Source organism: Marinobacterium zhoushanense (genome assembly GCF_014641945.1).
Lineage (GTDB): Bacteria > Pseudomonadota > Gammaproteobacteria > Pseudomonadales > Balneatricaceae > Marinobacterium_D > Marinobacterium_D zhoushanense.
On the sequence record NZ_BMIJ01000005.1, the window covers coordinates 367,775 to 386,651 of the forward strand.

General features: G+C 59.4%; 16 protein-coding genes and 2 tRNA genes. 15 read left to right on the plus strand and 3 right to left on the minus strand.

Annotation, left to right across the window (positions count from 1 at the left end; genetic code table 11):
* Positions 1 to 706: 706 nt before the first annotated feature.
* The 14 genes from ftsH to pnp all read left to right on the plus strand — a co-directional run bounded on the left by ftsH (position 707) and on the right by pnp (position 15,413).
* Complete coding sequence (ftsH, locus tag IEX40_RS13990; protein WP_188749427.1) at positions 707 to 2,722, plus strand: ATP-dependent zinc metalloprotease FtsH; 2,016 nt, start codon at positions 707 to 709, stop codon at positions 2,720 to 2,722.
* A gap of 133 nt (positions 2,723 to 2,855) precedes the next feature.
* Positions 2,856 to 3,716, plus strand: a complete 861-nt coding sequence (gene folP / locus IEX40_RS13995; RefSeq protein ID WP_188749306.1) for a dihydropteroate synthase — start codon at positions 2,856 to 2,858, stop codon at positions 3,714 to 3,716.
* A 2-nt stretch (positions 3,717 to 3,718) separates the two neighbouring features.
* Positions 3,719 to 5,068 carry a phosphoglucosamine mutase gene (glmM, locus tag IEX40_RS14000; protein WP_188749307.1) on the plus strand — a complete coding sequence of 450 codons (1,350 nt, stop codon included), beginning with the start codon at positions 3,719 to 3,721 and terminating at the stop codon, positions 5,066 to 5,068.
* 45 nt (positions 5,069 to 5,113) lie between these two features.
* On the plus strand, positions 5,114 to 5,890 hold the full coding sequence (tpiA, locus tag IEX40_RS14005) for a triose-phosphate isomerase (protein ID WP_188749308.1): 777 nt from the start codon (positions 5,114 to 5,116) through the stop codon (positions 5,888 to 5,890).
* 4 nt (positions 5,891 to 5,894) lie between these two features.
* Entirely contained in the window at positions 5,895 to 6,284 is a 390-nt protein-coding gene (secG, locus tag IEX40_RS14010) for a preprotein translocase subunit SecG (protein ID WP_188749309.1), read from the plus strand.
* Between the two features lie 8 nt (positions 6,285 to 6,292).
* A tRNA-Leu gene (locus tag IEX40_RS14015) sits at positions 6,293 to 6,378 on the plus strand.
* A gap of 48 nt (positions 6,379 to 6,426) precedes the next feature.
* Positions 6,427 to 6,503: transfer RNA gene (locus IEX40_RS14020), tRNA-Met, on the plus strand.
* A gap of 217 nt (positions 6,504 to 6,720) precedes the next feature.
* A complete protein-coding gene (gene rimP, locus IEX40_RS14025; protein WP_188749310.1) occupies positions 6,721 to 7,176 on the plus strand; it encodes a ribosome maturation factor RimP in 456 nt (151 codons plus the stop codon).
* Between the two features lie 32 nt (positions 7,177 to 7,208).
* On the plus strand, positions 7,209 to 8,699 hold the full coding sequence (gene nusA, locus IEX40_RS14030) for a transcription termination factor NusA (RefSeq protein ID WP_188749312.1): 1,491 nt from the start codon (positions 7,209 to 7,211) through the stop codon (positions 8,697 to 8,699).
* A gap of 27 nt (positions 8,700 to 8,726) precedes the next feature.
* A complete protein-coding gene (infB, locus tag IEX40_RS14035; protein WP_188749314.1) occupies positions 8,727 to 11,252 on the plus strand; it encodes a translation initiation factor IF-2 in 2,526 nt (841 codons plus the stop codon).
* 33 nt (positions 11,253 to 11,285) lie between these two features.
* Positions 11,286 to 11,690: a 30S ribosome-binding factor RbfA gene (gene rbfA / locus IEX40_RS14040; protein WP_188749315.1), complete on the plus strand. Its 405-nt coding sequence runs from the start codon at positions 11,286 to 11,288 to the stop codon at positions 11,688 to 11,690.
* Between the two features lie 2 nt (positions 11,691 to 11,692).
* On the plus strand, positions 11,693 to 12,646 hold the full coding sequence (gene truB / locus IEX40_RS14045; protein WP_188749317.1) for a tRNA pseudouridine(55) synthase TruB: 954 nt from the start codon (positions 11,693 to 11,695) through the stop codon (positions 12,644 to 12,646).
* 114 nt (positions 12,647 to 12,760) lie between these two features.
* A complete protein-coding gene (rpsO, locus tag IEX40_RS14050) occupies positions 12,761 to 13,030 on the plus strand; it encodes a 30S ribosomal protein S15 (RefSeq protein WP_188749319.1) in 270 nt (89 codons plus the stop codon).
* Positions 13,031 to 13,307: 277 nt separating this feature from the next.
* Positions 13,308 to 15,413: a polyribonucleotide nucleotidyltransferase gene (pnp, locus tag IEX40_RS14055; protein WP_188749321.1), complete on the plus strand. Its 2,106-nt coding sequence runs from the start codon at positions 13,308 to 13,310 to the stop codon at positions 15,411 to 15,413.
* Between the two features lie 92 nt (positions 15,414 to 15,505).
* Here the strand turns inward: pnp and IEX40_RS14060 are convergent, their stop codons facing one another.
* Genes IEX40_RS14060 through rsuA form a run of 3 tightly spaced genes read right to left on the minus strand, consistent with a single transcriptional unit; the run spans position 15,506 to position 17,925 of the window.
* On the minus strand, positions 15,506 to 16,174 hold the full coding sequence (locus IEX40_RS14060) for a YciC family protein (RefSeq protein ID WP_188749323.1): 669 nt from the start codon (positions 16,172 to 16,174) through the stop codon (positions 15,506 to 15,508).
* Positions 16,175 to 16,195: 21 nt separating this feature from the next.
* A complete protein-coding gene (locus IEX40_RS14065) occupies positions 16,196 to 17,233 on the minus strand; it encodes a class I SAM-dependent methyltransferase (protein ID WP_188749325.1) in 1,038 nt (345 codons plus the stop codon).
* Positions 17,234 to 17,235: 2 nt separating this feature from the next.
* Entirely contained in the window at positions 17,236 to 17,925 is a 690-nt protein-coding gene (rsuA, locus tag IEX40_RS14070) for a 16S rRNA pseudouridine(516) synthase RsuA (RefSeq protein ID WP_188749327.1), read from the minus strand.
* Positions 17,926 to 18,040: 115 nt separating this feature from the next.
* On the opposite strand from rsuA, the gene IEX40_RS14075 reads away from it, so the two are divergent.
* Positions 18,041 to 18,874 carry a 6-carboxytetrahydropterin synthase gene (locus IEX40_RS14075; RefSeq protein ID WP_188749329.1) on the plus strand — a complete coding sequence of 278 codons (834 nt, stop codon included), beginning with the start codon at positions 18,041 to 18,043 and terminating at the stop codon, positions 18,872 to 18,874.
* Positions 18,875 to 18,877 lie beyond the last annotated feature (3 nt).

The window sequence follows — 18,877 nt, forward strand, 5'->3', positions numbered from 1 at the left end:
GGATTTACCCCGTGGTAAAATCGAAAAGCAGCGACCGGTGGCTGAAGGAACATTTTGCCGGCCAGTACGTCAAACATTGCGAAGAGTCCGGATAGCGTACGCGCCAGCTTAAAACGGCGCGAAACCGATCAGATAGATAATCTTCCCTAGCTCGGATCGGCTATTGTCGATCTCATTGCCGCATGGGAGGGGCCGCTGGTTGGCGTTGAGTTTATCCGGGACAATTTTGCCGAACAGGCGGCGCTGCAAAAATTCGGGTTGCTTTAGTGGAGAGTCCGGGGCCTTGTAATCTCCGATAAGGCCCCCAATATGAGTGATGGCGTGTCTATCGATCAGCCCGCCGCCATCTGCTGGTGTAGTGGGTGTTGGATCTGGGGCGTGAGCACACAAGCCAGCCCGGTGCGGTATCGGGTCAAAGTTTTCCGGGGCAAGGGATTTGGGTGCCTGCTTGCGCGACAACGGTGCGACAGGCGCGAAACTAGAGTATTGATTTGATAGTGTTTCGACGCGTAAAGCCCATGCTTCGCGCGCTTGCGAGAAGTTTATCAGCTCGGCAAGCGCCGCAAGGGCAGATAACCTATTGACCGGGCTGAGCGCGCATGCTCAGCTTGATCGTAATAGACGAACTCAGAATACCGCCGTCGGGTGCATCTGCCCGGCCGGTGTCGAGGATTAAGAGAGAACCGAGGGTAGTTCATTGAACGATATGGCAAAAAACCTGGTGCTTTGGCTGGTGATCGCGGCAGTATTGTTGACCGTGTTCAACAACTTCAGCACCGAGACCGATTCCCGCCGCATTACCTACTCCGATTTTGTTGCGGAGGTGCAGGCGGATCGCGTCGCCAAAGTAACGATCGATGGCTACACCATTGTCGGTCAGCGCACCAATGGCGATCGCTTCGAAACCATACGCCCGGCAGCGGAAGATCCGAAGCTGATCGATGATCTGATCCAGCACGACGTCGTTATCGAGGGTAAGCAGCCGGAGCGTCAGAGCATCTGGACCCAGCTGCTGGTTGCCTCCTTCCCGATTCTGGTGATTATCGCCGTGTTCATGTTCTTCATGCGCCAGATGCAGGGCGGCGGCGGCGGCAAGGGCGGTCCGATGTCGTTCGGCAAGTCCAAGGCTCGCATGATGAGCGAGGACCAGGTTAAGACCACTTTTGACGATGTGGCCGGTGTCGAAGAGGCCAAGGAGGAAGTGGCTGAACTGGTCGATTATCTGCGTGATCCGGGCAAGTTTCAGCGCCTGGGCGGTCATATCCCCCGCGGCGTGCTGATGGCCGGTTCGCCGGGTACCGGTAAGACCCTGCTGGCCAAAGCGATTGCCGGTGAGGCCAAGGTGCCGTTTTTCAGTATTTCCGGTTCCGATTTCGTCGAGATGTTTGTCGGTGTCGGTGCCTCGCGTGTGCGTGACATGTTCGAGCAGGCGAAGAAGCATGCCCCCTGTATCATCTTCATCGATGAGATCGACGCGGTCGGCCGTCACCGTGGCGCCGGTATGGGCGGCGGTAACGACGAGCGTGAACAGACGTTGAACCAGCTGTTGGTGGAGATGGATGGCTTCGAGGGTACCGAAGGGATCATCGTCATCGCTGCGACCAACCGTCCCGACGTGCTCGACCAGGCGCTTCTGCGCCCGGGACGATTCGACCGTCAGGTCCATGTCGGTCTGCCCGATATCCGCGGTCGTGAACAGATTCTCAAGGTGCACATGCGCAAGGTGCCGCTGGGTGATGATGTCAAACCCGAACTGATTGCGCGCGGTACGCCGGGCTTCTCCGGCGCCGACCTTGCCAACCTGGTCAATGAGGCGGCGCTGTTTGCGGCGCGTGAAAGCCGGCGCACCGTGAGCATGGAGCAGTTCGAGAAAGCCAAGGACAAGATCATGATGGGCGCCGAGCGCAAGTCTATGGTGATGTCCTATAAGGAGCGCCTGAATACCGCCAACCACGAAGCGGGGCATGCGATCGTTGGCCGTCTGATGCCGGATCATGACCCGGTTTACAAGGTGTCAATCATTCCGCGAGGCCGGGCGCTGGGTGTTACCATGTTCCTGCCGGAGGAGGATCGCTACAGTCATAACCGTCAAACGATCATCTCTCAAATCTGCTCGCTATACGGCGGTCGTATCGCCGAAGAGCTGACCCTGGGTAAGGATGGTGTTACCACCGGGGCGTCCAACGATATTCAGAAGGCCACGATGCTGGCCCGAAATATGGTGACCAAGTGGGGTCTGAGCGATGAGCTGGGGCCGCTGCTGTACGGGGATGAGGATGACGATCCGTTCGGTCGCGGTATGGGGCAGGCGGCGAAGTCGATGTCCGAACAGACCCAGCAGCGTATCGATGCCGAGGTGCGCCGCATCATCGATGAGTGTTACAAGACAGCCTACCAGCTGCTGGTCGACAATCGGGATATTCTCGATGCCATGGCCGAGGCGCTGATGAAGTATGAGACCATCGGCTCCGCCCAGCTGGATCAGTTGATGAAACGCCAGGAAGTGTCGCCGCCGGAGGGCTGGGTCGAGGCGCAGGAACGGGCCGATCGCGCCGAGCGGGATATCGAAGAAGCGCGCCAGGCAAAGGATGAGCCGGGCGATACCGGTTCATCAGCTCAGTCCGATGCTGATGATGCCTCGGGAGATGCGCCGGATACGGATCGGACACCGGGTGGCGACGATCTGCAAGATTCCGATTCCGAAGGTCCCAAGCCGAGCTAAGGCCGTGGCGCCGGGCGCTTGTGTCAGGTCCGGCGACAAAGTGAGTCAATACTCTAATCAGATTTGGAAGCCAGCTTAGCGCTGGCTTCTGTGTTTATCCGTAACCGCGGCCAATTGGCAGGAGCTGCAAGCGATGACCCAATTGAAGTGCGCTTCCCGCACGCTGGACCTGGGCAGGGTCCAGGTGATGGGGATCCTCAACGTAACCCCCGATTCCTTCTCCGATGGTGGGCACCTGTATCGAGCCTCCAAACTCTCCGTTGAGCAGGCTCTGGTGCATGCTGCGGCGATGTTGTCTGAGGGTGCCAGTATGATCGATGTGGGCGGCGAGTCTACGCGCCCCGGCGCGGCTCCGGTCAGCGTGCAGGAGGAGCTCGATCGGGTGATACCGGTGATAGAGCGGATCAACGCAGAGCTGGACGTGGTGATATCGGTGGACACCAGTGCCCCGGAGGTGATCCGCGAGGCGGCTGCTGCGGGCGCGGGGCTGATCAATGACGTTCGCGCTCTCGCGCGTGAGGGGGCGCTTGAGGCGGTGGCGCAGACCGACCTGCCGGTGTGCCTGATGCATATGCAGGGTGCCAGTCCGGCGACGATGCAGCTGGCACCCAGTTACCAGGATATTCTGGCTGAGGTGAAAGATTTTCTGCAGCAGCAAGTGGAGCGCTGTGCGGTGGCGGGCATTGCACGCGAGCGGCTGGTGCTCGATCCCGGATTCGGTTTCGGTAAAACGCTGGAGCACAACCTGACTCTGTTGCGGCGTATGGATGAGCTCAATGCGCTGGGTCTGCCGCTTTTGGTGGGTACCTCGCGCAAGTCGATGATCGGGCAGGCGCTGGGGCGCGAAGTCGATAACCGCCTAGCCGGCAGTCTGGCTACCGCTGCCTTGGCGGTGGAGCGTGGCGGGCGTATTATCCGCGTCCATGATGTTGCCGCTACCGTCGACGTGGTACGCATGACCGAAGCCGTTTTGAACGGTTGTGAGCAGGAGTAGGTATGAGCAGACGCTATTTTGGTACCGACGGTATCCGGGGACGGGTGGGACAGTTCCCGATTACACCCGATTTTATGATCAAGCTCGGCTGGGCAGCGGGTTGTGTATTTGCGCGCTCCGGCCAGAGCCGAATCGTGATCGGCAAGGATACCCGTATCTCCGGTTACATGTTCGAGTCCGCGCTGGAAGCCGGTTTATCGGCCTCCGGTGTCGATGTATTGCTGACCGGGCCGATGCCGACACCTGCGGTGGCCTACCTGACCCGCACCTTCAGGGCGAGTGCCGGTATCGTGATCAGCGCCTCGCATAACCCTTTCGACGACAACGGTATCAAGTTTTTCTCCGCACAGGGCACCAAACTGCCCGATGAGGTGGAGCAGGCGATCGAAGCGCAGATGGATCTGCAGATGTCGACGGCTTCGTCGGACAGGTTGGGTAAAGCGCGTCGTATCGACGATGCGGCCGGGCGCTACATCGAGTTCTGCAAGTCCACCGGTGGCGGTAATCTCAATCTGCGCGGACTGAAGATTGTCATCGATTGCGCCAATGGCGCTACCTACCATGTCTCGCCCAAGGTGTTCGCCGAGCTGGGGGCCGAAGTGGTCGAGATCGCGTCCTCGCCGGACGGACTGAATATCAATGAAGGCTGCGGCGCGACCTCGCCGAAAACCTTGCAGAAAATCGTTGTCGCCGAAGGCGCTGATCTGGGCATAGCACTGGATGGCGATGGCGATCGACTGATTCTGGTCGATCATACCGGGGCGGTGGTCGATGGTGACGAGATCCTGTTTATCATTGCCAACGCGATGCGCGAGCAGGGTGTGTTCGAGGGTGGCGTCGTGGGCACGCTGATGTCCAACTTCGGTCTTGAACAGGCGTTCAAGCGGTTGAATATCCCCTTTGTACGCGCGGCTGTCGGCGATCGCTACGTCATGGAGCAACTGGCGCAGCATAACTGGCTGCTCGGCGGTGAGAGCTCGGGGCATGTGGTGTGTCGGCACCTGATCTCCACGGGGGATGGTACCGTGTCTGCGGTTCAGGTGCTGAAGGCGATGGCGGATAGCGGTAGATCGTTGAGCGAGCTGAAGCAGGGGATGAGCAAACTGCCGCAGGTGATGATCAATGTGCGTCTGGCGCAGCGGGTATCGCTGGCGGGGAATGCCGATCTGGAGAAGGCGGTTGCGGCAGCGGAAGCGCGGCTGGCTGATAGTGGTCGTGTGCTGCTGCGGCCCTCGGGTACCGAACCCGTGGTGCGGGTTATGGTCGAGGGTGAGGACGCGGCGCTGGTCGATACCGTGTGCCGGGAACTTGCTGAAAAGGTGGAAAATATTCTGTCAGCGCTTGTAAGTTGAAAGTCGCTCAGTTAAGATTTGCGCCTCTTTCGTAAGGGGGTCCCGATGCGCAGGGCGCTGGTAGCTGGAAACTGGAAGATGAACGGGCGCGTCGCTCAAAATGACGAGCTTGTCACCACCGTTCTGGCAGGCCTGGAACAGCAGGCGCTGACGGAGCGGGTGGATGTGATGGTGTTCCCACCGTCGATCTACATTACCCAGGTAGAGGCCGCAGTTCGAGAGAGTGATCTCTCTGTCGGTGCGCAAAACCTGTGCGAATTCGGAGATGGCGCCTATACCGGTGAACTGTCTGCGGGAATGCTGGCGGATGTCGGTTGCTCCGCGGTGCTCATAGGGCACTCAGAACGGCGCGCCATGTTCGGCGATAGAGAACAGCGAGTCGCAGCGAAGGTGAAGGCGGCACTGTCTGCTGGTCTGACCCCCGTGCTCTGTCTGGGTGAGTCGCTGGAGCAGCGTGATGCCGGGGAAACCCTGGCTGTGGTGTCTGGTCAGTTCAGAAGCGCTGTCGCAGGCTTGGAGCTGTCCGAGATCGTGCAGCTGGTTCTGGCTTATGAGCCGGTTTGGGCGATCGGTACCGGGCGTACGGCGACTCCGGAGCAGGCGCAAGAGGTTCACGCTCATCTGCGTGTTTTGCTGGCCGAACAGGGTCAGAATGTGGCGGATGTGGTGAGAGTGCTGTACGGCGGCAGTGTAAACGCGGATAATGCCGCTGCCCTGTTCGCGCAGCAGGATATAGATGGCGGGCTGATTGGTGGCGCGTCGTTGAAAGCAAAAGATTTCCTGGCTATCTGCCATGCGGCAGCGGTCAGTCGAGACGGTTGATAAGATGGAATCACTGGTTCTGATAGTGCATGTGTTGCTGGCAATCGCGATCATCTCGCTGGTATTGCTGCAACAGGGTAAGGGCGCAGAGGCAGGTGCATCCTTCGGTGGAGGGGCCTCCCAGACCGTCTTCGGTAGTCGCGGTACTAGTAGCTTCCTCGGGCGGGTGACCGCGGTGTTGGCTGCAGGTTTGTTCGTGACAAGCTTTGCGTTGGCGGTTTACGCCAAGCAGAAAGCATCGAGTGTAAATGATGCTGGTATTCCGGCGGTGGAAGTGATTGAATCTGCCGCCGAAGCGCAGGGTCAGGATAGTCTGCCGGCGCTTGAAGAGTCTCAGCCTGCTGATGGCGATGTGCCGAGCGGTAGTGACGTACCGGCCGCGAATCAGCAGTAAAAAGTTTAGCCCAAGTGGTGGAATTGGTAGACACGCTATCTTGAGGGGGTAGTGTCCCTAGGACGTGCCGGTTCGAGTCCGGCCTTGGGCACCAAGTTGTAAAATCGACAGGTACTGTATATAATACGGCACCTGTTTCTGATGCGGGGTGGAGCAGTCTGGTAGCTCGTCGGGCTCATAACCCGAAGGTCGTTGGTTCAAATCCAGCCCCCGCTACCACGTTTAGAAAGTGAGCTGATAGCTCGTCAGAATCGCTTTCACGAACACGGAGCGAAGATCATCGAATGATGATCTTGCGCTTTCCGATTGAGGTTTAGATTGAGCCCCTTTTCAGGGGCTTTTTCGTAGCTAAACAACAGGCGTTGGTGCCTCGTCAGAAATGGGTCCTCGAGCGACCCATTTTTCGTTTCAGGTACCGGTCAAGGTGGGGTTGTCAGTGTCAGCCAAGCTGAAACATCTGCAAGAATTGTTCGAGCCGGCCATCGTTGGTCTGGGGCTTGAGCTGTGGGGCGTCGAATTTCATTCGGCAGGGAACAAAAGTCTGTTGCGCATCTATATCGATGGCCCTGATGGCGTCACCGTTGATGATTGTGCGCGAGTGAGTCACCAGGTGAGCGGCATTCTGGATGTCGAAGATCCGATCAGCGAGCAGTATACGCTGGAGGTCTCCTCGCCCGGTATGGATCGCCCACTCTACACATTGAAGCAGTTTGAGGCTTATAGGGGCCACAGAGTGCAGATCAAGTTGCGCGTTCCGTTCGAAGGGCGACGTAACTTCAAAGGCTTATTGAATGGGGTCGAAGGCGACGAGGTGCTGTTGATCGTTGACGATGAAGAGTATCTGCTGCCGATCGATTATATCGATCGCGCCAACGTGATCCCCCAGATTTAACAACGGTTCGAGGTTTTGGGCGAGGCAATGGTATGAACAAAGAGATTCTACTGGTTGCAGAAGCTGTTTCTAACGAGAAGGACGTGTCCAAAGGGGTAATCTTCGAAGCGATCGAAGTGGCCCTGGCGACGGCGACCAAGAAACGCTACGACGAAGAGGCGGATATCCGCGTGGTGATCGATCGGGCGACCGGCGACTACGAAACCTTCCGTCGCTGGCTGGTGGTCAGCAATGAAGAGGTGCCGGCACTGGGTACCGAGCTGACGCTGGAAGAGGCACTTGAGATCGATCCGAACCTGAAACCCGGTGATACCTGGGAAGAGAAGGTCGAGTCGGTGAAGTTTGGGCGTATCGCTGCGCAGACCGCCAAGCAGGTGATTGTGCAGAAGGTTCGCGAAGCCGAGCGCGCCAAGGTGGTGGAGCTGTATCGCGACCGCCAGGGCGAGCTGATTGCCGGTACCGTCAAGAAGGTGACACGCGACAATATTATTGTGGACCTGGGCAACAACGCCGAGGCGCTGCTGCCGCGCGAGTTTCTGATTCCGCGTGAGAGCTTCCGTATGGGTGATCGCGTACGTGCGGTACTGCAGGAGGTGCGTGCCGAGGGCCGCGGGCCTCAGCTGATTTTGAGCCGCACCTCGTCGGAGATGCTGATCGAGCTGTTCCGTATCGAAGTGCCGGAGATTGCCGAAGAGGTGATCGAGATCCGTGCTGCCGCACGTGATCCCGGCGCGCGTGCCAAGATCGCGGTCAAGACCAACGACGGTCGTATTGACCCGATTGGTGCCTGCGTCGGTATGCGTGGTTCACGTGTCCAGGCGGTGTCCAACGAACTGGGTGGCGAACGCGTTGATATCGTGCTGTGGGACGATAACCCGGCTCAGTTGGTCATCAACGCCATGGCGCCGGCCGAAGTGGCATCTATCGTGATCGACGAAGATACCCACTCCATGGATGTCGCGGTGGCGGAAGACGCACTGGCGATGGCGATCGGTCGCAGTGGCCAGAACGTACGCCTGGCCTCGGAACTGACCGGTTGGGAACTCAATGTGATGAGCGAGGCCGATGCCGCAGCCAAGCAGCAGTCGGAGATCGGTTCGATCCTTGAGCTGTTCATGAAGCATCTGGATGTGGATGAGGAACTGGCCGAGATTCTGGTCGATGAAGGCTTCACCTCTCTGGAAGAGGTTGCTTATGTTCCGGTCGACGAGATGCTTGAGATAGAAGGCTTCGACGAAGATATCGTTGACGCGCTGCGCGCCCGTGCCAAAGATGCCCTGTTGAACCTGGCGATCGCCAGCGAGGAGCAGCTGGGTGAGGCGGAGCCGGCCGAAGATCTGCTGAACATGGACGGTATGGACAAGCACCTGGCCTATCAGCTGGCCGCTGCCGGTATCGTCACGATGGAAGATCTGGCGGAACAAGGCGTTGAAGATCTGCTCGAGATCGAGGGTATGAATGAAGCGAAGGCGGCTGAGTTGATCATGACCGCACGCGCACCCTGGTTTGCAGAGCAACAGTAACCCCCAACGGAGGAGGAGAGACCATTTATGGCAGAAGTCACGGTTAAACAACTTGCCGATGTGGTTGGTGTATCCGTTGAGCGTTTGCTGAAGCAGATGCAGGAAGCGGGCATTGATGACAAAAACGACGTTTCGATGGTGTCTGAACACGAGCGTCAGGCACTGCTGACCTACCTAAAGCGCAGCCACGGTGAAGAAACCGAGTCGGGTGAGCCGAAGAAGATCACCCTGAAACGTAAGACCACTTCCCAGTTGAAGGTGGCCGGTGCCTCGGGCAAGCGCAAAACAGTCAACATCGAGGTACGTAAGAAACGCACCTACGTTAAACGCACCGAGCTTGAAGAGCCGAAGGACGAAGAGGTCGTAGCGGCTGAGGCCGACGCGGCGGCAGAAGCTGCGGCTGCAGTAGAAGCCCCGGTGGAACCCGCCGCACAGGCTGAGCGTGCAACTGCACAGGTTGCTGCTGAAGCCGAACCTGTGGCGGCAGCGAGCGTAGAGAACGTGGTAGCCGAAGCCAAGGCCGCGGCGCCGGCTCAGCCGGAGCCTGCGGTTGCAGAACCTGCAGCGGTTGCCCCAGCGCCTGCCGAGCCGAAGCGTGACGAGAGTCCGCGACGCAAGGATAAGGAGCGTAGCAAGGGCAAGCACTTTGCCAGCGACGATCAGCCGCGCAAAGGCAAAGGGCGAGGCTTCGACGACGATTCGCGTGGCGCGCGTCGTGGCGGCAAGGCGGGTAAGCGAGGCTCCAGAGGCCGTGCCCAGCCAAACGTACACGGCTTCGAGAAGCCGACCGCGCCGGTGGTGCATGAGGTCAGTATCCCGGAGAGCATCACCGTAGCTGAGCTGGCCAAGAAGATGTCGATCAAGGCCGCGGAAGTGATCAAGGTGATGTTCAAGATGGGCGCCATGGCGACCATCAACCAGGTGATCGATCAGGATACCGCGATCCTCGTGGTCGAGGAGATGGGTCATGTGGCCAAGCCGATGCAGGAGAACGCGATCGAGGATGCATTGATCGAGAGCGTACAGGCCCAGCAGGGCGAGGAGCAGCCGCGTGCGCCGGTGGTAACCGTGATGGGCCACGTCGACCACGGTAAGACCTCACTGCTTGACCATATCCGTCGTACCCGCGTGGCGGCCGGAGAATCCGGTGGTATCACCCAGCATATCGGTGCCTACCATGTGGAAACCGACAACGGCATGATCACCTTCCTGGATACCCCGGGACACGCAGCGTTTACTGCTATGCGTGCTCGTGGTGCCCAGCTGACCGATATCGTGATCCTGGTCGTGGCCGCCGATGACGGTGTCATGCCGCAGACCGAAGAGGCGGTTCAGCATGCCAAGGCGGCTGGCGTGCCGCTGGTCGTGGCGGTGAACAAGATCGATAAGCCGGAAGCCGATCCCGACCGGGTCAAGAGCGAGCTGTCCCAGCTCGATGTTATCTCCGAAGAGTGGGGTGGCGACGTACAGTTTGCCCATGTCTCGGCGAAAACCGGTGACGGTATCGACGACCTGCTCGACAAGGTATTGCTACAGGCGGAAGTGCTTGAGCTCAAGGCGGTGCCTGACGCGCCGGCGCAGGGTGTGGTGGTCGAGTCCCGTCTCGACAAGGGACGCGGTCCCGTATCCACCATTCTGGTGCAGAACGGCACCCTGAAGAAGGGCGATATCGTGCTGGCCGGCCTGCACTACGGTCGCGTACGGGCGATGCTGGACGAGTCCGGCTCGCAGATCGAAACGGCGGGTCCCGCCATACCGGTCGAGATTCAAGGCCTGGATGGTACGCCGGATGCCGGTGACGAGTTCACCGTGGTCTCCAGCGAGAAGAAAGCGCGCGAAGTGGCACTGTTCCGTCAGGGCAAATACCGCGATATCAAACTGGCGCGCCAGCAGAAAGCCAAGCTGGAGAACCTGTTCTCCAACATGCAGGCTGGCGAGGTCAAATCGCTGAACATCGTCTTGAAGGCCGATGTGCGCGGTTCTCTGGAGGCGCTGTCCCAGGCGCTGCAGGATCTCTCCACCGACGAGGTCAAGGTCACCATCGTCTCCAGTGGTGTGGGCGGTATCGGTGAGACCGATGCCAACCTGGCGCTGGCGTCCTCCGCGATCCTGATCGGCTTCAACGTGCGTGCCGATGCCCAGGCGCGTGCCATCGTCGAGCGTGAAGAGCTGGAACTGCGTTACTACAGCGTCATCTACGACATCATCGACGACGTCAAGCAGGCGATGTCGGGTCTGTTGTCGCCGGAGTACCGCGAGGATATCGTCGGTATCGCCGAGGTGCGCGACGTGTTCCGCTCGCCGAAACTCGGTGCGATCGCCGGCTGTATGGTCATCGAGGGTACGGTATACCGCAACAAGCGGATTCGTGTCCTGCGTGACAACGTGGTGATCTATGAAGGTGAACTGGAGTCTCTGCGCCGCTTCAAGGATGCAGTAGCCGAAGTGCGCCAGGGTATGGAGTGCGGTATCGGCGTCAAGAACTACAATGACGTCAAGGTCGGTGACCAGATCGAGGTCTACGACACCGTCGAAGTCCAGCGCACCCTGTAATTAGCCTTACCTGCAGGTGGGAAAGAGAGCCGTATGGCACGAGAGTTCAAACGTACCGACCGGGTGGCGGACCAGATCCAGCGTGATCTGGCCGTCCTGATCCAGCGCGAGATCAAAGATCCGCGCCTGGGTATGGTCACCATCAGCCATGCCAAGGTCAGCAAGGACCTTGGCTATGCCGATGTATATGTCACGGTGATGCCGTTCGGCGAACAGGATGAGGCTGAGGCGATCAAGGCATCGCTTAAGGTGCTCAACTCCGCTGCCGGTTTCCTGCGTTCGGAGCTGGCCCGCGGCATCAAGCTGCGCATCATGCCGCAGCTGCGTTTCCATTTCGATGAGAGCGTGGAGCGCGGACGTCGCCTGCACAGCCTGATCGAAAGCGCTTACCAGCAGGAAAAAACGCGCCCGCAGAACGACTCGGACAGCGAGGACTAGGCATGGCGCGCAAACCAAAAGGACGCCGCATAGACGGCGTTTTTTTGCTTGATAAGCCCGGCGGTATCTCCTCCAACGCCGCGCTGCAGAGAGTCAAGCGGCTCTATGGTGCGGCCAAGGCGGGGCATACCGGCGCGCTCGATCCGCTGGCAACCGGTATGTTGCCGATCTGCCTGGGCGAGGCGACCAAGTATTCGCAGTTTCTGCTCGATTCGGACAAGCGTTATCGCACCACCGCCAAGTTGGGTGTGCGCACCGACAGCAGCGATGCCGATGGCGAGGTGGTCGAAACCAGGCCGGTACCGGCTGATCTGACCCGGTCACAGATCGAGGCGTTGCTCGAGCAGCACTTCAGTGGCGAAATCGAGCAGGTGCCTTCAGTCTTTTCGGCGCTCAAACTCAACGGTCAGCCGCTGTACAAGCTGGCGCGCAAGGGGATCGAGGTCGAGGTCAAGCCGCGACAGGTGCGGATCCACGAGATCAAACTGCTCGATCTGCGTGCGGATGAGCTGGATCTCGAGGTGTACTGCTCCAAGGGCACCTACATCCGCAGCATCGTCGAGGACCTTGGTATGCTGCTCGGCTGCGGCGCCCATGTCAGCATGTTGCGCCGGATCGAGACCGGTCCCTACCGGGAAGCGATGATGATGACGCTGGACAGCTTACAGGCTCTGGCAGAACCCCGCGAGGGGGATGATCAGGAGTGCATACAAGCGCGTCTGGATCAGGTATTATTGCCGCCTTGGACCGCAGTGGTCAGCCTACCGGCACTGGAGCTCAGTGAGGATCAGGCAAGGGCGCTGCAGTGCGGTCAGGGTTGCTCGGCAATATTCGAGCAGCGTGGCCAGGTCAGACTGTTTATCGCCGGCAGCGAAACCTTTATCGGTGTCGGCGAGGTGTCGGATGACGGGTTGCTGAAGCCGAAACGGCTGATGAGCACGGCACCGACCGAGTGAATTGTTCCGGAACGCCGGGGCATCGACGCTGGACTGAAAATATGCTCGGTCCAGCGCGTCTTGAAACCAGCGGCGGATACAGTCCGCTGCGTGCATATTATAAGGAGCAGAATAATGTCTCTGAGCGTTGAACAGAAAGCGCAGATCGTTGCTGATTTTGGTCGTGGTGAAGGCGATACCGGTTCTCCGGAAGTGCAGGTTGCACTGCTGACCGCCAACATCCAGGGTCTGCAGGGCCACTTCCAGGCACACAAGCAGGACCACCACTCTCGTCGTGGTCTGATTCGGATGGTAAACCAGCGTCGTAAGCTGCTGGACTACCTGAAGAAGAAAGATGCTGACCGTTACCTCGAGCTGATCGGGCGTCTGGGTCTGCGTCGCTAAGACTGCGTTACCAGGGGCCATACACTGTATGGCCCCTGTTTTATGTACAGGAAGTGCCATATGCCGCAAAGGACAGGAGACCGATAGCGGCGATCCGACATCTGTTCGTCAGATGTTGCAACAACCGGTATCCCGGGGTGTTATCGATCATCGAGCCCGTACTCACTTGTGTATCCCGTGCTTATGGCCAGGGGTTATGCAACTGAGTACAGGCTTTACAGAAGGCATGGTTGAGCACTCGCGAGTTACCCATTCATACAACTCCAAGGAGTAAACCGTGCAAGCTATTACTAAAACATTCCAGTACGGCAAACACAGCGTAACCCTCGAAACCGGCAAGGTCGCCCGTCAGGCCACCGGTGCCGTCATGGTCACCATGGGCGGAGTGCAGGTGCTCTGTACCGTCGTCGGCGCCAAGGAAACCAAAGAGGGACAGGATTTCTTCCCGCTGTCCGTGCACTATCAGGAGAAGTACTACGCCGTCGGCCGTATTCCGGGTGGCTTCTTCAAGCGTGAAGCGCGTCCGTCCGAGAAGGAGACGCTGACCTCGCGTCTGATCGACCGTCCGATCCGTCCGCTGTTCCCGAAAGGCTTCATGAACGAAGTCCAGGTTATCTGTACCGTTATGTCCGCGGACAAGGTCAACGATCCGGATATCGCGGCGATGATCGGTACCTCGGCGGCGCTGGCTATCTCCGGTCTGCCGTTCATGGGCCCGATCGGCGGTGCCCGTGTCGGCTTTACCGAAGCTGATGGTTACATCCTGAACCCGACCTACGAAGAGCTGGCCACTTCCGAGCTGGATATGGTTGTGGCAGGTACCGGCGATGCGGTACTGATGGTTGAATCCGAAGCCAAAGAGCTGACCGAAGACGAGATGCTCGGTGCCGTGCTGTTCGCGCATCAGGAGATGCAGGTGGTGGTCAACGCCATCAATGAGCTGGTCGCCGAAGCGGGCAAGCCGAAGTGGGATTGGCAGCCGGCAGCGAAAAATGAAGCGCTGATCGCTCAGGTCCGTGAGCTGGTCGGTGCCGGTATCGCCTCTGCTTACCAGATCGCCGACAAGATGCAGCGTCAGAACACCCTGTCCGAACTGCGCAGCCAGGCGGTTGAAAGCCTGTCCGGCAGTGAAGAGGGGCAGCCGAGCGCTAAAGAGGTTGCCGGTATCTTCAGTTCGCTGGAGAAAGAGATCGTGCGCAACCGCATCATCGATGGCGAGCCACGTATCGACGGCCGCGACACCAAGACCGTGCGTCCGATCAGCGTCGAAATCGACCTGCTCAAAGGGGTGCACGGTTCTGCGCTGTTCACCCGTGGTGAAACCCAGTCGATCGCGACCTGTACCCTCGGTACCAGCCGCGATCAGCAGATCATCGATGCGCTGGAAGGCGAACGCAAAGATCCGTTCATGCTGCACTACAACTTCCCTCCCTACTCCGTAGGTGAAGCGGGTCGTATGGGCGGCGCCGGTCGTCGCGAGATCGGCCACGGTCGTCTGGCCCGTCGCGGTGTCGCTGCGGTGCTGCCGACCCAGGAAGAGTTCCCGTACACCATCCGTATCGTGTCCGAGATCACCGAGTCCAACGGCTCCAGCTCCATGGCTTCTGTCTGTGGTGCCTCCCTGTCGATGATGGACGCCGGTGTGCCGCTTAAGGCGCCGGTAGCCGGTATCGCCATGGGTCTGGTGAAAGAGAATGACCGTTTCGCGGTACTGACCGACATCCTCGGTGATGAGGATCACCTCGGCGATATGGACTTCAAGGTAGCCGGTACCGAAGCGGGCGTGACTGCCCTGCAGATGGATATCAAGATCACCGGTATCACCGAAGAGATCATGGAGATCGCGCTGGAGCAGGCCTGCGAAGCACGTAAGCACATCCTCAAAGAGATGGCGCTGGTGATCGGTTACTCGCGTCCCGAGCTGCCGGACAATGCACCGGCGATGCAGCTGATCAAGATCAACCCGGAGAAGATCCGTGACCTGATCGGCAAGGGCGGCGCTACCATCCGTGCGCTGACCGAAGAGACCGGTGCCATGATCGACATCGAAGACGACGGTACCGTGCGCATCTACGCCGACGACAAGGCCAAGGGCAAGGCAGCACTGGATCGCGTCATGGCGATCACCGCCGAAGCCGAGGTGGGCAAGATCTACGAAGGCAAGGTGGTGCGTATCGAAGACTTCGGCGCCTTCGTCAACATCCTGCCTGGCAAGGATGGTCTGGTACATATCTCCCAGATCGCCAAGGAACGTGTCAACAAGGTCACCGATTTCGTCAATATGGATGACGTGGTCAAGGTCAAGGTACTGGATGTGGACGTGCGCGGCCGCATCAAGCTGTCGATGAAAGACATGGAAGAGGACGAGTCAGTCTCCAACTGAGACTGACCGCTCATGAAAAAGCCCTCGCATGAGGGCTTTTTTGTGTCTGCTGCTCGGCTAAACGGCTTGGTAAAACCGCCGGCCAGAGCAGCCTAGGTGCGCTGCTCTTCGCGGATTACGCAGTAGATGCGGAAGCCGTAGATGGTAACCAGTACGCTGAGGAAATCGAACAGGACCGAGCTCAGCGCGACCAGGAACGTCTGATCGCCGAGGGCGCGGGTCAGGCTGATGTTGGCCAGGAACAGTCCACCCATCAGTAGCGCCAGGCCTTGGAACAGCACCCAGAAATACTCGGGCGTAATCTCCCAGCTGTTGCGCATCGCATCGATAGGGCTGCGACGCTCGAGCACGCAGGCGTAGTCGGCGACGGCGAAACGTACGCCAAAGTACACCCCGGGGATGATCAGCAACATCAGGCCCAGCGATACCGCCAATGCGTTGAGTACGTAGGTCAGCAGCAGGCGGCCCCAGCAGCCAAAGCTGCTCAGTACCGCCGTCAGCGGGTGAACGGTTCGATCGTCGACGACCGATTGCAGGTAGATGATGGTGCCGCCAAGGTAAAGCGGCAGCAGCAGCAGTCGGATCAGCGATGCCAGCCCGGTGTTGATCTGCAGGTCCGGATCGCTGGTGTCGCTCAGATCACCCAGCAACAGGTAGTTGGCGAAGGCGAGCAGGATCAGGAACGGCAGCTGTATCGCTGCCAGCGCCAGAAGATGCTGACGAAAGAAGAACAGCGTCTGACGCAGATAATCGAAGGCCATAACTCTCCCGGTTAATGAACGCTAACGTGCTTGGCTTAAGTGTATGAGTTTAAAGTGACCATTATCGGCATGGCAGCGTATCCGCGCAAACCGGCCCTGTGCCTTGCGCTCCAGCGGGATATGCAGGTTGACCACGAAACAAGCGCTGCCGCCGGGCGCCAACAGGCGGCGGGTCTGCTCCAGGAAGCGGTCGGTCAGATCCCCTTCGATGCCGAAGCCGGCGTGGAATGGCGGATTGCACAGAATGGTATCGAAGCCGGGCGCAAGCTCACGGCCGGCGTCGCTGGCGATGGTCTCACCCCGCAGGCCGCGATGAGCCAGATTTTCACGGCAGGCATAGAGCGCCGCGGCGTTATTGTCGGTGCAGGTCAGCTTAGTGCTGGCATCGCAGGCGTTCAGTGCCAGGTAACCGAAGCCGCAGCCCAGATCGAGCACGCGCCCGCACAGCGGCAACGGCTGGCCAAGCATCGCCGGTAACTGCTCGAGCAGAAAGGCGCTACCGCGATCGACCTTGTTCCAGCCATACAGGCCAGGCTTGGTCAGGTAGGGCGCGCCCGTATCCAACTCAAGCGGTCGCAACCGGCAATACTCCTGGTCGTCCAGGGCTTCGCCCGCATGATTGCCCCTGGTCAGCACGGCACGCCAGGCTGAGCCCTGTTTGCGCTCCTCACGGCTGCCGCCGAGTCGTTGCTGCGCCTTGCGGCTATAGGTCTTGATCCCTTCGCTCTTGTCGCCGAGCAGAATCAGCTCGCCGTCCTGCTGCAGCAGGCGGGCGGCCTGGTTGATCAGATAATGCACCACCGGCTTCTCCTTGGAGACGCGGTAGATGATCCGCTGCAGAGAGCCGTCCGCGCGGGTGCTGAGGTCAAAGTCACTGAACTGGGCTTGCCAGCCTCGTGCCCTGAGTGCCTGAATCAGGTCGAAGCGGTTGCCGACCACCGGCAGCCCGGATCGTGCCGGGCACAGATCGGCAGGGATATTCTCGTCGACCAGCCAGAGTGCGTGTTCGCTACTCTGGCGCAGATCCTGAAGCAGCAGGTTGAGTACGGGATCGATCATGGTCAGATACTGTTGATCTCGTCGTCAGTCAGGGCACGGTACTCGCCGGGAAACAGTTCCTCGTCGAGGACGATATCGCCGATGCTTTCCCGATGTAGGCTGGTCACACGGTTGCCGAGGGCAGCAAACATCCGCTTGACCTGATGGTAGCGCCCCTCGTGCAGTACCACGCGCGCCTCGGTATCGCTCAGCAGCGTCAGCTCCGCGGGCTTGGTTGGAAAGGGCTCGCTGTTAAGCTTGATCCCTTTGGCGAACCTGTCCATCGCATCCGCCGGAATCGGGTCCGCCGTGGTTACCAAGTAGACCTTGCCGGTCTTGTGTCGAGGCGAGGTGACCTTATGCGCCCATTTGCCATCGTCGGTGATCAGCACCAGACCGGTGGTGTCGATATCCAGGCGGCCGGCGATATGCATCTCCTCTGCCCGCGGCAGTTCCAACAGCGACAGGACTGTAGGGTGGGTAGGGTCGTCGTTGGCGCAGACCACGCCCTCGGGCTTGTACAGCATCAGGTAGCGCGGTTCTGGCTTATCCATCTCCAGACCGTCGAGTTCGACGCTGTCGCCATCCTGTATATGACGGGCCGGGTTACGCTCGGGGTCGCCGTTGACGCGCACCTCGTCGGCGTGCAGCAGGCGTTTGACCTCCTTGCGGGAGAAGCCGGTCGCCTTGGCGAGATATTTATCCAGTCGCATAGCGGTCATCGATTCTTGAAAAGCGGCTAGTATAGCGAAGAGCGTGCTGATTTCTTAGATCTTGACCATATTGATAGGGTAAAATGTTGCCCCTTTCATCCCGGACGAGGCCATTGTGAAGCTGTTTGTTGAAAACCTGACCCATGTCGATTTCTCCTTTATCGATCCGCAGCGCGGGTTGCTGGGCGAGTCCTGGGCGGTCAATCTGATTCTGGACGGCTCGCTGGATCAGCAGGGGATGATCTGTGATTTCGGCACGGTCAAAAAGCGGGTCAAGCAGTGGCTGGACAGTACAGTGGACCACTGTCTGGTGGTTGCCACCGGGCTGGATACTCTCTACTACCAGTGTAGTGGGGGCATTACCCACTTGAGCTGGCGTTACCCCGAGGGTGACCTGCTCAGCTGCAGTGCGCCGGATCAGGCGATCGCACTGGTTGAACTGGATCGCATCGACGAGCAGGGGCTGGCCGGTTGGTGTCGAGAGCAGTTGCTGTCACTCTTTCCCGAGCAGGTCAGCGGGGTGCAGCTGGAGTTCGTTGCGGAGCGGATCGACGGTGCCTTCTACCACTACAGCCATGGACTGCAGCAGCATGCCGGCAACTGCCAGCGCATCGCTCATGGCCACCGCTCCCCTATCCAGCTGTTGCGCAACGGTCAGCGCGATAGCGAACTGGAAGCGCAGTGGGCGGAGACCCTGCGCGATATCTACATCGGCAGCCACGACCATCTTCAGCAACAGGGCGATACTCACCGCTACGTCTACGATGCGCCCCAGGGCCATTTCGAACTGAGCCTGCCGGCCCGGTGCTGCTACGATATCGACACCGAGTCGACGGTGGAGCGCATCGCCCAGCATCTGGCGCAGCGGATCAAGCAGGCCTATCCACAGGACGCTATCGAGGTACGGGCGTTTGAAGGTATTGGCAAGGGCGCCATCGCCACCGCCTGAGGC